Below are 13330 nucleotides of genomic sequence, written 5' to 3'. Positions count from 1 at the left end.
CCATCGCGGCTGATCTTGCTTTTCGGGCGAAGGCACCTCAGACAAGCTAGGTGGGCTGGCGACTGCGTAGCGGGGGCTGGCCCTTTCAGTTGGACCGGGATTGCCGCCCAGACGTGTTCGCAGCGGCGGCGATCCGTCCGGCGATCCCCCCGCGATTTTCCGCTCCGGTGTTTGTCGGAGCGTGGCGGGAGGCGTAGGCAGGCCGGAGGGCTGGCCACGATTCCGCGCCGCTCTATGGGCCGGAAATCGCGCCCGCATCGACACTGCTAACAGAGCAAAAACAGGTGCCTGATTACCGCAATAGTCCGGCACGTCCGGATGCGACCGGATAAAAGCGATACTTCGAAGGGGAATAGAACGGGGCGAAAATCGAACGGCGATAACGGGAATGGCATGGCCGATCCGGACCGATCCGGACGGCACAGCGAGGGCGATCACATATGGGCGATGTTGGCGTACTGCGGCGTCTTGATGACCTCTCTGCCGCCTATGTGGACCCGTTGCAGGCGAAGCCCACGCCAGAAGCGGGCACGCTTGCCTGAAGTCTCACGATCAGCCCGGAAGCCGCGCTTGGTCAGCAGGCTGCCAAACCCCTTGAGCGATCCGACATCCTCGCCGACTTCCTTGGCGAACAGACTCCAGTTGTGGAACAGTTCGTGCGAGTTCTCCCTGAGCGCCGGGCCGACCTCGCAGAATTGGGCGAGCCACTGGCCAAACACGTCCTGTTCCTCGAAATAGTCTGCCGTCGCATCGCTCACGGCCTGCGGGCGCTGTAACCCGCCCGCTCGCCACTTGCGGCAACCTTCGAGCATCCAGTTCAATATCTGCGGAAACTCCTTCTCAAGTTCGGCTTCGAGGTTTGGGTTTGGTGTCAGCGGCTTGCGGTTGAACGGGATAATGTTGAACCGCCGCCTCATCGCGTCATCCACCGCGTTGAGCAACGGGTGGAAGTTGCCGATAATCAGCAGCTTGAACACAGGCACGAAGCTGAAAAAATCCTGGCGCATGAACCGGGCGCTGATCTCGTCGTTGCCGGTGAGCTGCTTGATGCGGCTTTCCGCCCACGCGCGGCCATGTTCCGTCTCACTGGCTGTCACGAGGCGTGCGCCGCGCAACTTCGCCAAGTTCGTCGGGTGCTGGTCGCTGCGGCTGGCCGTGAAGGTTTCCATCGCCGCTGTCTCGGCATAGTCGCCCATGATCCGGCGCGTGACGTTCACGAACACGCCTTTACCATTGCCGCCATCGCCGTAGATGAAGAACAGCGCCTGCTCGTTGGTTAGGCCAGTTAGGCCATAACCAAGTGTCCGTTGCAGATATTCGACCATATCCGCATCGTCGCCGGTCGATTCATACAGAAACCGCAGCCACCGGACCGGCGTGCCGCTGGCAGGCGACACTGACGTTGATCGGCTGACATACCGCAGCGGATCGGGTGGCAGTAACGCGCCCCTTTCCAGATCGACCGGGCCAAGCGGGGTGCCCAAGATCATAGGTTCGGTATCGAACACCTCAGAGGTGACGGCGATTTCCGGAAGTGCCTGAGCAAATGCCTCGGTGCCCCGGACAAAGCCGATGTTGGAATATCGCTTGTCGCCGCCGCCGGTCAGGTGGACGTGGCTGGCGATCTCATCGAAGGTCGCGCTGGTATCATCGCGGTGCCAGATGCCGCTGGCGGGATCGGCGCGCATCCACTTGCCACGCGAGTGGTCGTATCGCCGGGCGCTGCCGTGCTGTCGCGCCCATTGTTTGGCCATAAGTCGCTGGCTGAGATTGTTCGAGGATGCCTTGTTGCGCGGCTTGGCCTGCCCATCGTGGAGCGCCCGCCTTAACACCTGCTCGACCTCTTTGGGGTCCAGCCCTGATGCCGTCGCCGCCTCGAACAGCCCGTCCTCAGCTTCCGCCGCCCCAATCAAACCGTCTGCAATCAACTGCCCGGCGCGGAAGGCGAGCTTGTTCAGCGTGTCATTGCGAGTTCCGTCCGGAGCGGCGCGCATCTGTTCGACGATTTCCGCAAATTCCTGGCAAGCATTACCGGGCGCGCTCGCCGGTAAAGAGTCGTTGCGGGGCTGCGGTCGCAGGGCCGCAAGCAAGGCTTCGGGCGCGGCGGCTATGTCGGCATCCACGACAATTTCGTATGCCTGCCCATCGGGATGGATGCTGCCCGCGCCGATTGCATATCCGCCGTCACCGCGAATATCGACGTGCGAGGCGAGGCCAGTCCTGTTCCGAACCGGAGAATCTGGCATCCGATAGTAGAAGTGCAGACCGCGCGCGGTTCTTACGGTGAGGGTTTCCGTCAGCCACCCCTGAGATCGCGCGAACCGCTCCGCGTCTGGACCGTCCAAGTCCAGCACGAAGGCATTTGACGGCGCTCCGGTTATGATCCCAACATTGCGGTCTGTTCCGTCAAGCCCGGCGGCCTGATCGAGCGTCATTGGCGTGTCGCGGAATCGCGTCCATAACGTATTCGGCACCTTGCTTCGGGTGGGGAGGTCGAAAGGGCAAAGGCCACGTCGCAAGGCGTCGGTGAACCTGCCTCCCGAACGCAGTTCAGGCGGCATCGCGAATGGCCTTCCGCTCTTCGATCCACGCCTCAATCTCGCTGACCAGCCAACCGCGCGCCTTCGGCCCCAGCGGGATCGGACGCGGGAATGTCCCGGCGGTCATCGCGTCCTCACGCGCCTTGCGCGACAGGCTGGTAAGCGCCTTGAGATCACGTTCTCGGTAGATAAGCGGCTTGGGCAGTTCGCGCCGAACAGCCGCCTTTTCTGTGGTTTGCATCGTCGCCTCCTTGGTTTGAAGCCAAGGAATCCGCGAAAAAGCGAATAAGATCGCCGCCGAAAATAGGCTATTTTTGGGCGGTAGCGATGCGATCCAAGCGTCGGCTGTTGGGACGCCTCATCGCCTCATCGACTTGTTGTTTTGAATACCCGTGGCGCTGTCCGGCGATCTCATGGGGATGCACGGGTGGCTTGGGACAAGGGTTCTGGGGATTTCTACGCTTCCAAAGCGCCTTGAGTATCTCAGCGTCTCGTGCTGCCCGCCAGATTTTTTGTTCAGCTCTGTCTTGGACCGGACGGGGTGGCCTCCCGCGTTTTTTCTCTGTGAGAAGTAATTCCTGAATTTCATAAAACTGCTCTTGCGTAATCCCAGGCCATGCCTTCTTTGCATAGTTCCACCTTACAAGGTGATCCAAATGGGCTTCGTCGCTAGATGGATCATTAATCTTGCCGATCAACCGCTCTTCATCGGAATGTTCGAGATAGAACATGGCAAATGCTCGCCATTCGTCAGCCGTCATGCTTCCGCACTCCCGCAATAATCAGCCCAGCGTGTCATCAGGTCGCGCCGCCGGTTGAAATAGTCGCCGCGCTGGTATGCGCCTTCCACGCCGCCCACCGCATGGGCAAGCGCCGCCTCGGCCACTTCGCGGGGGATGTCCAAGCACTCTTCCGCCGCCCATGTGCGGAAGCTGGAGCGGAAGCCGTGGACGGTCACGCCGTCCTTGCGGTCCATCCGCTTGAGCAGTTGCGTCATGGCCATGTCCGACAGCGGTTCGCCGGGATTGCTGACGCTGATAAAGAGGTAATGTCCGTTGCGGTCGCGCGGCATCGCCTTGAGCACGTCGATGGCAGCGGGACAGAGTGGAACGCGATGGGCGCGGCCCGCCTTCATAATTTCCTGCGGCACATTCCAGACCGCTTCCTCAAAGTCGATCTGGTCCCACTCGGCCAACCGGACTTCCTTCGCCCGCGCGCCGGTCAGGATCAGGAATTGCAGCGCGGCTGCGGCGATGCCCTCCCGCTGGCGAAGCTCGGCCATGAAGGCGGGCACATCCTGATAGGGCAGCGAATCATGCGCCTTGACCGTGTGAACCCGCTTCGCTTTGGGCAGCAGCTTGTCGAGCTTGCCGCCCGTCCGGGTCAAATCCACATCGGCGCGCAAGTCCAGCGCGGCGGCATAGGCCAGCACCGCGCCGATCCGCCACCTGATCTTTTTCGCGGTGGGGTGCTTGGTCAGCCAGATCGGGCTGAGGACGGCGTGAACGTCCTTCACGTCGATGTCCTTCACGTCCTTCTCGCCGATCAGCTTGTAGGCATGGTCGCGAAGGCTGTTGCGCCAGAGACTTTCGGCCTTGTCCGGGTTGCGCCAGCTATCCTTGTGCTCAGCCAGATACCGTTCATTCACCTGCGCGAAGGTCCGATGCTCTTCCTTCTTCTGGACCGCGCCCCGGCTGACGGGTGGCTCGATGCCTTGCCGGAGCATGGCGCGAAACTCGCCCGCTTTCTCGCGCGCTTCCTCAAGGCTGACATTGCGATAGGAGCCAAGCCCGCGCATCCGATCCCGGCCAAGGCGGCGATAAATGAACAGCCAACTCTTGCTGCCGGTCTTGGTCACATGGAGGTAGAGGTTGCGGCCATCGGCATATTTGCCCGCCTCCTTGAGCCGCTCGATCATCTTGATGTTGAGTTGCTGCCCGCGTGCCATCGGAACCTCTCGGATTTTTCACCCGACTTTTACCCGACTTGGCCAAAAAGGGAACAGGAATCGCATAGGAGCGCATAAGGGCCATCGCCCTTCGCGAAAGCGCCAAAATCCGTTGATTTTCTGAATGTTGAAAGCACCCAAAGGGGCGCATAAAGACCAGCAAAAAAGGTGAAATGGCGGAGCGGGAGGGATTCGAACCCTCGATACGCTTTTGACGTATACTCACTTTCCAGGCGAGCGCCTTCGACCACTCGGCCACCGCTCCGCACGAGCCTGATCGGTTCGTGGCGACACGGACGCCAGCACGGACCGGGAATCAGGCGATTATCCAATCGCACTGGAAGTCGAGCGCCCTAACGATACGGCGGCGCTTTCGCAAGGCCGCGAAGGCTGGCACAAGCGTTTCATGCACAAGACGCTTTTTGCCGCCGCCCTCCTGCCCCTCCTCGCCGCCGCTGCGCCTGAAAACGAACCGCCGAAGGCGCTCGCGCCGCTCGAAATCGTGGGCCAGGCGCCCGCCGCCGACTGGAGCGCGATCGCGCCGGCCGACCTGCTCGTCATGGACCTCGCCCCCGATGCGGCGGGGAAAGCCCGGCGGGTGGTGATCCAGCTGCTGCCGCCGCCCTTCACGCAAGGATGGATCGGCAACATCCGCAAGCTCGCCGCCGCGCACTGGTGGGACGGCACCAGCATCAACCGCGTGCAGGACAACTACGTCGTGCAATGGGGCGATGCCGACGGCGAGGATGCGGCGAAGGCCAAGCCACTGCCGCAGGGGTTGGCGACCATTCCGCAGGCACAGTACACTGTACATGCAGCGCCGCTTGGCTGGGTCAACCCGATGCATGACGCTTATGCCTCGAACACCGGCGTCGTACTCGGATGGCCGGTTTCCTATGCGCCCGACGGCGTCACGCCCGTCCACTGCTACGGCACCGTCGGCGTCGGCCGCAACATGCCGCCCGACACCGGCACGGGCGCCGAGCTCTATGCCGTGATCGGGCACGCGCCGCGCCAATTGGATCGCAACATCGCCGTCGTCGGCCGGGTGATCGAAGGGATCGAGCACCTCTCCAGCCTGCCGCGCGGCACCGGCGATCTCGGCTTCTACAAGACCGCCGCCGAGCGCACGCCCATCCGCGCCATCCGCCTCGGCACCGATGTGCCGGACCTGCCGCGCTACCAGTACCTCTCGACGGAAAGCGCCAGTTTCGCCCGGTATGCCGATGCCCGCGCCAACCGGCGCGATCCGTTCTACATCCGCCCGGCGGGCGGGGCCGACATCTGCAATATCCCCGTCCCCGTCCGCCGCGCGCCTTGAGGATGGACGAGACCCACGCCCTCGCCCCGCCGCTGTGGCGCTGGACCGGTGGCAACGGCGGCGAATGGTACTTCGTGACGATCGGAGGCGCGGCCGGTGAGGCGCTCAGCGCCACCGCGCTGATGCGCCGGCTCGAGACCGGCCGTCGCTCCGGCTGGGGCTCGGTCAAGGTCGAGCTGGAGGTGGGCGCGAGCCGCTGGTCGACCTCGGCCTTTCCGATGAAGGACACCGGCTGGATCGTGCCGATCAAGGCCGCGGTGCGCCGCGCCGAAGGGCTCGCCGAAGACGAACCGGTGGCGCTGACAATACACTTTTAATCATCGCCTGCGGCCAATAGGTTGAACCGGCGCGATTATTTGTTCGTGCCTGATCGGCGATGCGGTGTTAGTTTTCCTGATGTGTCCGGGGGATTGTGGACCACCTTGTGATCAGGGGAAGATCATGAAGAAGCTTGCTGCACCCGTGCTCGGCCTTGCCGCCGCGCTTGCCTTTTCCGCCGCCCCGTCGTTCGCGGCCGAAGCCGACGACGTCTCGGTCGACGCGGCCGTCGATGCCAAGGAACCCGCCGTCGATCCCGTGGTCGACGTCAAGCTCGACGATCCGGTGGAGGTCACCCGCGCCGGCGACGACGGCGTGATCGCCGACAACGAGCGCAACCTCGAAGGCCCCAACCCGGTCGATAACCCGGACGTGATCTTCTACACGATGGCCCCGGGCCTCGATCCGGCCGACAGCATCGCCGAAACCGCCGCCGAACAGGCCGCGCAGCAGGTTGCCGACCGCGTCGAGGACAAGGCTGCGGAAACGCCGGCTCCCGCCGCCATGGCCGCCGCGGCCGCCCAGCACTGATCGCCACGCTCCTGGTGCTGCAACGCCGGGCGGTAGCCACCGTCCGGCGTTCGCTCATGAAGTCGCTCACCCTATGACATCCGCACGGGCGTTCGCCGCCGCCTCGGCCCTGCTGTGGCCGGCCTTCGCCTGCGCGCGCGCGCCGCTCAGCGTCACGCTCGGCGCCGGCGTGCAGTACGACAGCAACATCTCGATCGAGGAAGCCGACATACCCACGCGCCGGGGCGACGAGGCGCTGCTGCTCCAGGCCTCGGTCCAGCTGACCGCCGCCGAGACGAAGCGCTCGACGCTGCGCTTCGGCTACAGCTACGACGACGAGCGCAATCGCACGCTCGACCAGGTCAGCATCACCTTCCATGGCGTCTCGGCCGGGGTCACCCGGCGCATCGGCCGGGCCGCGCTCGCCGCCGACTACCAGTACAGCCACGTCCTGCTCGGCGGGCATCCCTATCTCGACATTCACAGCGTCTCGCCCTCGATCGCCGGCTTCGTCGATCGCAACCTCTATCTCCGGCTCGGCGCCACCTGGCAGAGCAAGGGGTTCACCGATGTCGACGCGCTCGATGCCGACACCACGCTGGTCTCGCTCGATGGCTACCGCTTCTTCGCGCGGCGCAAAGGCTATGTCGCGCTGGGCCTGCGCGCCGACAGCGAACACACCCGGGCCGCGCAATACCGCTTCGGCGCGGTCCAGGGCTCGCTGCGCCTGCAGGTGCCGATCAGGGTCGGCAGGGGCCAGTGGAAGGCGCGCGCGGGCCTCGCCTACCAGGAGCGCGAATACCTCGCCCCCTTCCCCTCGATCCGCACCGAGCGCCACGAGACGCGCCTGACGCTATCGGGCGGCCTTGAAGTGCCGGTGACGGGGGGCGTGACGCTGCGCCCGCAGGCGCGCTACATCGACCGGCACTCGAACGTCGCATTCTACGACTATCGCGAACACGTGCTGTCGGTTACCGCTTCGCTGAAGCTATAGCGAAGCGAACAGGGGACCTGGCGTTCGCGCCAGAGATTGCAGACACCAATTCCTCGAACGGATGGACGAGCGGAGACAACGGATGGCAAAGTTCACGGCATTCCAGGCATTCAACATGCTCACTCTCGACCTGTCGTCGCTGATCACCGACGGCACCAGCCAGAGCTTCCTCGACAATGCCAACATTACGCTCAACGGCGTCAACTACCAGGACCTTGCCGGCTTCGAATACTACGACAACGGCTATTTCGCGGCCGTTTTCGGCGGCACCGGGTTCGTCGTCTCGAAGGCAGGCACCCCCACCGCCGGCACTGTCACCGGAATTGCCGAGTTCGTCGGCCCGCTCTCGGCGGTGTTCTCGCCGAACCCGAACCTACCGCCGCAGGGCGCCTTCCTGCTCCAGGGCGTCTCGCTCCCCGTCACCTCGCTCGTCGCGGCGGCGCTGACCCTGCCGACCAGTGACGATCTCGCGCTGTTCCAGACGGCGCTTTCGGGCGCCGACACCATCACCCTGTCGGGCGGGGCCGACGTGTTCAAGGGCTTCGACGGCGACGACGTGCTCAACGGCAATGCCGGCGCGGACAAGCTCTATGGCGGCAACGGCGCGGACAAGCTGTTCGGCGGGGCCGGCAACGACACCCTGTTCGGCGATGCGGGCGCCGACAAGCTCTACGGCGGCGCGGGCAAGGACATCCTGACCGGCGGCGACGGGGCGGACGCCTTCGTCTTCAACACCTCGGCTGTCGCCACCAGCGCCGACGTGATCAAGGACTTCAGCCACGCCCAGGGCGACCATATCGACCTTGCCGCCGGGATCTTCCGCGGCATCGGCCAGGCGGCGGGGACCACGCTGTCGAGCGACGCCTTCTTCGCCAGCAGCGCGTTCAACGGCAATGTCGCCGCGCACGATGCGACCGACCGCATTCTCTACGACCAGGTGACCGGCAAGCTCTACTACGATGCCGACGGCAATGGCGCGGCGAGCGCGCCGGTGCTGCTGGCGACGCTGGGGACGACGACGCACCCCACGCTGGTGGCGGCCGACATCCACATCATCGCCTGACGCACCGTTCCGGCCGGGGTTCGCGGCGGGGCCGAGTCAGATCCGCTCGGCCTGCGCCACCGCGTCGCTGGCGCGCAGCGCGCTGATGATGCGGGTGAGGTGTGCGAGGTCGCGCACTTCGAGGTCGACCTCGTAGGTGTGGAACGGGTTCTCGCGCTGGGTCATCTCCAGGTTGACGACGTTGGCGTGGTTCTTGGCGAAGATCCCGGCCATTTCAGCGAGCGTGCCGGGGCGATTGTAGAGCTCGGCGCGCAGCCGGCCGACCGCGCCGTCGGTGCGCGCGTCCCAGCTGATGTCGATCCAGTCGGCGTCGACCCCGTCGGCCAGGCTCAGGCAGTCGATCGCGTGGACTTCGACCCCGCGCCCCGGGCGGCGCAGGCCGACGATGCGGTCGCCCGGCACCGGGTGGCAGCATTCGGCGAGCTGGAAGGCCATGCCCGGGGTCAGCCCGCGCACCGCGATCGCCCGCTGCTGCTTGGGCCAGTCCTCGCTTTCGGGCAGGTGCGCCGCGCTCCCGGGGACCAGCGCCTCCATCACCGCGCGGTCGTCGAGCTTGGCCGAGCCGATCGCCACCATCAGCTCCTCCTCGGAGGCGAGCTTGAGCCGCTTGACCGCGTCGGCCAGCGCCTTCTTGCCCACCGTCGAAGGCAGCCGCTCGGCGATCTCCTCGTAGAGCTTGCGCCCGATCGCGGCGATCTCGGCGCGCTCCTTCTGGCGCACGAAGCGGCGGATCGCGGCGCGCGCCTTGCCGGTGACGACAAAGCCCAGCCAGGACAGCTGCGGCTCGGAATTGCGGCTCTTGATGATCTCGACGACGTCGCCGTTGCTGATCGCGGTACGCAGCGGCACGTGACGGCCGTTGATCTTGGCGCCCACCGCCTGCGCGCCGAGGTTGGTGTGGACGGCGAAGGCGAAGTCGATCGGGGTCGCGCCCTTGGGCAGCTGGAACAGCGCGCCCTTGGGGGTGAAGGCGAAGATGCGATCCTGGTAGATCGCCATCTTGGTGTTCTCGAGCAGTTCCTCGGCGTCGTGGCTCGCCTCGAGGATCTCGACCAGGTCGCGCAGCCAGCCGACCTGCCCGTCGGGCCGCCCGCCCTGCTTGTAGGCCCAGTGCGCCGCCAGCCCGTACTCGTTGAGCCGGTGCATCTCCTTGGTCTTTACCTGAACTTCGACGCGCATCGCATTGCTGTAGATCAGCGCGGTGTGCAGCGAGCGATAGCCGTTCATCTTCGGCGTGGAGATGTAGTCCTTGAACCGGCCGGGGATCATCTGCCAGGCGCGGTGGAGCACGCCCAGCGCCTTGTAGCAGTCGTCCTCGCTTTCGGTCAGCACGCGGAACGCCATGATGTCGGTGATCTGCTCGAAGCTGACGTGGCGCTCGGCCATCTTCTTCCAGATCGAATAGGGGTGCTTCTCGCGCCCGGAAACTTCAACCTTCATGCCAGCTTCGGCCAGCACTTGCTTGATCTGCAGCGCAATTGCATCGACCTGCGCGCCTTCTTCGCTGCGGATCGCGGCGAGCCGGCCGGTGATCGTGGCATAGGCCTCGGGCTCGAGCTGCTCGAACGCGAGCAGCTGCATCTCGCGCATGTATTCGTACATCCCCACCCGCTCGGCGAGCGGGGCGTAGATGTCCATCGTCTCGCGCGCGATGCGCCGGCGCTTGTCCTCGCTCTTGATGAAGTGCAGCGTGCGCATGTTGTGTAGCCGGTCGGCGAGCTTGACCAGCAGCACGCGCAAGTCCTCGCTCATCGCGAGGAGGAACTTGCGCAGGTTCTCGGCCGCGCGCTCGTTCTCGGTCATCGTCTCGATCTTCGAGAGCTTGGTCACCCCGTCGACCAGCCGCGCGACATCGCCGCCGAACAGGCGCTCGATCTCGTCTGTGGTCGCAAGGGTATCCTCGACCGTGTCGTGAAGCAGCGCCGTTACAATGGTTTCCTGGTCCAACTTCAGCTCGGTCATCAGGCCCGCGACCTCGACCGGATGCGAGAAGTAGGGGTCGCCCGAAGCGCGCTTCTGGGTGCCGTGCTTCTGCACGGTATAGACATAGGCACGGTTGAGCATCGCCTCGTCCGCATCGGGAGCATAGGCGAGCACGCGTTCGACAAGTTCGTACTGGCGGAGCATCTGGCCGCTAAAATGGGGCCAATGCCCCCGCTTCCGCAAGGGAAAAGGCGCGAGGCCCGGCGGGCAAAAGGCTTTGTTTACCTCTCGTTTGCCATACCTGCGGCCGCCGACCCCTTGCGGAGCCCTTCCCGTCGTGACGTCATCGAGCGCCCTTCCCGCCACCGCGCCGCCCGCTTCGGGCGGGCCGATCGCCGCGTTGCGCACGCTCGCGTTTCTCGACCTGCCGCGGGTGCGCGCCTACGGGGTGATGATCGCGCTCGCCTACCTGCCGATGCTGGCGAAGGTCTATCTCGAGGCGACCGGCAACGTCGGCAGCGATTTCCTCGCCTTCTGGGGCGCGGGCAAGCTGGTCGTGGCCGGCACTCCGGCCAGGGTCTACGACATCCTCGCCGAGCAGACGGTGCAGGCGCTGTCGGGCACCGGGCAGCTGGTGGTCTTCGTCAATCCGCCGCCCTACCTGTTCGTCGCCGCGCCGCTCGGGCTGCTGCCTTATGCGAGTGCGTGGGTCGCCTGGGTGGTCGCGGGCTGGAGCGCATGGTTCCTGCTGTGCCGCCGCCTACTGGGCGAAGCGCCGATCGCGGTATTCGCCTTTCCCGGCGCCTATCTCGCCGCGAGCCATGCGCAGAACGGGTTCCTGACCGCGCTGCTGCTGGTCGGCGGCTGCCTTGCGCTCGAACGCCGGCCCTGGCTCGCCGGCGCACTGCTGGGCGCGCTGATCGTCAAGCCGCACCTGGCGCTGCTCGTGCCGCTATGGCTTGCCGCGGGCCGCCAGTGGCGCGCCTTCGCCGGCGCCGCGGCCTCGGCGCTGGGGCTGTGCCTCGCCAGCTGGCTGGTGTTCGGCACCGCGACCTGGCTCGCCTATCCCGAGAGCTTCAAGGCCAGCGCCACGCTGATGGCCGACGACACGGGGCCGTTCTTCCTGCGCATGGCGACGGTCTATGCGGGCCTTCGCTACCATTTCGACGCGACCACCGCGTTCGTCGGACAGGCCGTCGTCACGATCGCCACCGCCGTGCTCGCCTGCCGCTACTGGGCGCGCGCGGCCGACGCCCGCGCCGCCGGAGCAATGCTGCTCGCCGCTACCGCGCTCGCCTCGCCCTACCTGTTCTCCTACGACCTCGCCTTCCTCGCCCTGCCGGTGTTCTGGCTGGTCGGCGAAGCGCGCGCGCAGGGCTGGCGGCCGTGGGAGAAGCTCGGCATCGTCGCGCTCTGGCTCGCGCCGCTGGCGACGCGCGCGGCGGCGCTGCCGCTGCACCTCAACCTGATGCCGCTCGCCTCGGCGGCGCTGGTCTGGATGATCTGGCGGCGCGCCGGCCCGCCGCCAGCGCCCGTCGTCAGGCCCTGATCACCGGCTGCTGGGGCGCGGCATCCCCGGGCAGCATGCCGCCAAGCCGGGGATCGGGAAAGACCTCGACGAAGCGGGCATAAGGCGTGAAGCCTTGTCCCATGTAGAATGGCAGCGCCTGCGGCCCGTCGAGCGTGCAGGTATGGACCCAGACGCGCGCCACCCCGGGCGTCCAGGCAAGCTGCAGCGCGCGGCGCATCAGCCACTTGCCGAGGCCCTTGCCCGTCGCGCCGGGGATCAGGCCGAAGAAGGCGATCTCGCATTCGCCGGCCACCCGGAAATCGAGCTCGAGCATGCCGACCTCGACCCCGGCGCGGTCGGCCACCGCGAACAGCTGCACGTGCGGATCGCCGATGATGCTCGCGAGCTCGCCGTCGTCCTTCGCCAGCCGCGACCACCACAGCCACGGCGCGCCGACGCGGCGGTAGAGCATCCGGTACTTCTCGGGCGGCGTGTCCTTCCACCGCACCAGTTGCAGCGGCACCTCGGCCTCGGGCGCGAGCCGACGCAGCCCCTCGGGCGGCGCGCGCATCTCGAGCGCGGTCACCACGCAGGCAAGATCCCCCGGCGCAACGGCATGGAAGCCCGGCGCCAACGAAGCGGAATGGTCGGTTGTGATCATGCCCCCTCCATGCCCGACCTGCGCCGGCACCGGCAAGCCCGCCAGGCGCCAGAGATTTGCGCAAGCGCCACCCTTCCTCCTCGGGGCGCGGGGAAGAAGAGAGGCTCTCGCAGAGAGGCGCAGAGTTTACGCAAAGACGCGGAGAGAGCCCGCCCGTCATCCTCCCCTGAAAGGGGAGGGGGACCACCCGCAGGGTGGTGGAGGGGTATCTGCCCCGCGCCAACCCTAGAAGAGCAAGGACGATCCTTCGACAAGCTCAGGATGGGCGGAGTTGGCAGGCCAGCCCGTGCCCCGAGCCCCCCGGATGGACCGGCCAGGAGACCAACGCCAGCCCCAAACCCGCCCGCCCTGAGCCTGTCGAAGGGCTGTCCTTCTTCCTAGCGCAACACCCGAACACCCCGCACCCCGCGCCCCAACCGCAAGGCCAGCGCCGGAAGACCTCCCGGGAGCGCGAGGGGCCCGGCCCCACGCACCGCTCTTCTCTTCCTTCTCCGCGCCTCTGCGCCGCTGCGCGCCCCAATCCATACCCAACCCCACTTGAC

Annotated in this window: 12 protein-coding genes and 1 tRNA gene; 6 read left to right on the top strand and 7 right to left on the bottom strand. The window is 66.1% G+C overall.

The genetic code is table 11. The features are described 5' to 3' along the window. Positions 1 to 434: 434 nt before the first annotated feature. The 5 genes from K3A85_RS08320 to K3A85_RS08300 form a co-directional block, all read right to left on the bottom strand. Positions 435 to 2561 (bottom strand): phage/plasmid primase, P4 family, encoded by a 2127-nt coding sequence (locus K3A85_RS08320; RefSeq protein ID WP_225206050.1) that lies wholly within the window; start codon positions 2559 to 2561, stop codon positions 435 to 437. After that, positions 2551 to 2781, bottom strand: a complete 231-nt coding sequence (locus K3A85_RS08315; protein WP_225206049.1) for a helix-turn-helix transcriptional regulator — start codon at positions 2779 to 2781, stop codon at positions 2551 to 2553. The genes K3A85_RS08320 and K3A85_RS08315 overlap by 11 nt, the downstream gene beginning before the upstream one ends. Positions 2782 to 2848: 67 nt before the next feature. Beyond that, positions 2849 to 3301: a hypothetical protein gene (locus K3A85_RS08310; protein WP_225206048.1), complete on the bottom strand. Its 453-nt coding sequence runs from the start codon at positions 3299 to 3301 to the stop codon at positions 2849 to 2851. Next, positions 3298 to 4488, bottom strand: a complete 1191-nt coding sequence (locus K3A85_RS08305; RefSeq protein WP_225206047.1) for a tyrosine-type recombinase/integrase — start codon at positions 4486 to 4488, stop codon at positions 3298 to 3300. The genes K3A85_RS08310 and K3A85_RS08305 overlap by 4 nt, the downstream gene beginning before the upstream one ends. Before the next feature lie 174 nt (positions 4489 to 4662). Beyond that, positions 4663 to 4753, bottom strand: a tRNA-Ser gene (locus K3A85_RS08300). 141 nt (positions 4754 to 4894) lie between these two features. Here K3A85_RS08300 and K3A85_RS08295 point away from each other — a divergent pair. From K3A85_RS08295 to K3A85_RS08275, 5 genes are all read left to right on the top strand, one after another. Beyond that, the gene (locus tag K3A85_RS08295) at positions 4895 to 5809 is read left to right on the top strand and encodes a peptidylprolyl isomerase (protein ID WP_225206046.1); all 915 of its coding nucleotides are present in this window, start codon (positions 4895 to 4897) and stop codon (positions 5807 to 5809) included. 2 nt (positions 5810 to 5811) lie between these two features. Next, positions 5812 to 6126 carry a DUF1905 domain-containing protein gene (locus tag K3A85_RS08290; RefSeq protein WP_225206045.1) on the top strand — a complete coding sequence of 105 codons (315 nt, stop codon included), beginning with the start codon at positions 5812 to 5814 and terminating at the stop codon, positions 6124 to 6126. 124 nt (positions 6127 to 6250) lie between these two features. Further along, entirely contained in the window at positions 6251 to 6658 is a 408-nt protein-coding gene (locus tag K3A85_RS08285) for a hypothetical protein (RefSeq protein ID WP_225206044.1), read from the top strand. Positions 6659 to 6731: 73 nt separating this feature from the next. Next, positions 6732 to 7631 (top strand): hypothetical protein, encoded by a 900-nt coding sequence (locus tag K3A85_RS08280; protein ID WP_225206043.1) that lies wholly within the window; start codon positions 6732 to 6734, stop codon positions 7629 to 7631. Between the two features lie 82 nt (positions 7632 to 7713). Then, complete coding sequence (locus K3A85_RS08275; protein ID WP_225206042.1) at positions 7714 to 8694, top strand: calcium-binding protein; 981 nt, start codon at positions 7714 to 7716, stop codon at positions 8692 to 8694. Between the two features lie 36 nt (positions 8695 to 8730). Here the strand turns inward: K3A85_RS08275 and K3A85_RS08270 are convergent, their stop codons facing one another. Further along, a complete protein-coding gene (locus K3A85_RS08270; RefSeq protein ID WP_225206041.1) occupies positions 8731 to 10821 on the bottom strand; it encodes a RelA/SpoT family protein in 2091 nt (696 codons plus the stop codon). Between the two features lie 133 nt (positions 10822 to 10954). Here K3A85_RS08270 and K3A85_RS08265 point away from each other — a divergent pair, with 133 nt between their 5' ends. Then, on the top strand, positions 10955 to 12166 hold the full coding sequence (locus tag K3A85_RS08265) for a glycosyltransferase family 87 protein (protein ID WP_225206040.1): 1212 nt from the start codon (positions 10955 to 10957) through the stop codon (positions 12164 to 12166). Here K3A85_RS08265 and K3A85_RS08260 read toward each other — a convergent pair. Then, positions 12156 to 12788, bottom strand: coding sequence for a GNAT family N-acetyltransferase (locus tag K3A85_RS08260; protein ID WP_225206039.1), 633 nt, complete (start codon positions 12786 to 12788; stop codon positions 12156 to 12158). The two genes, K3A85_RS08265 and K3A85_RS08260, sit on opposite strands and share 11 nt — an antisense overlap. Positions 12789 to 13330 lie beyond the last annotated feature (542 nt).

Origin of the sequence: Novosphingobium huizhouense, from assembly GCF_020179475.1 — a bacterium.
Taxonomy (GTDB): Bacteria; Pseudomonadota; Alphaproteobacteria; order Sphingomonadales; family Sphingomonadaceae; genus Novosphingobium; species Novosphingobium huizhouense.
This window is presented reverse-complemented; position numbering and strand designations above follow the sequence as displayed.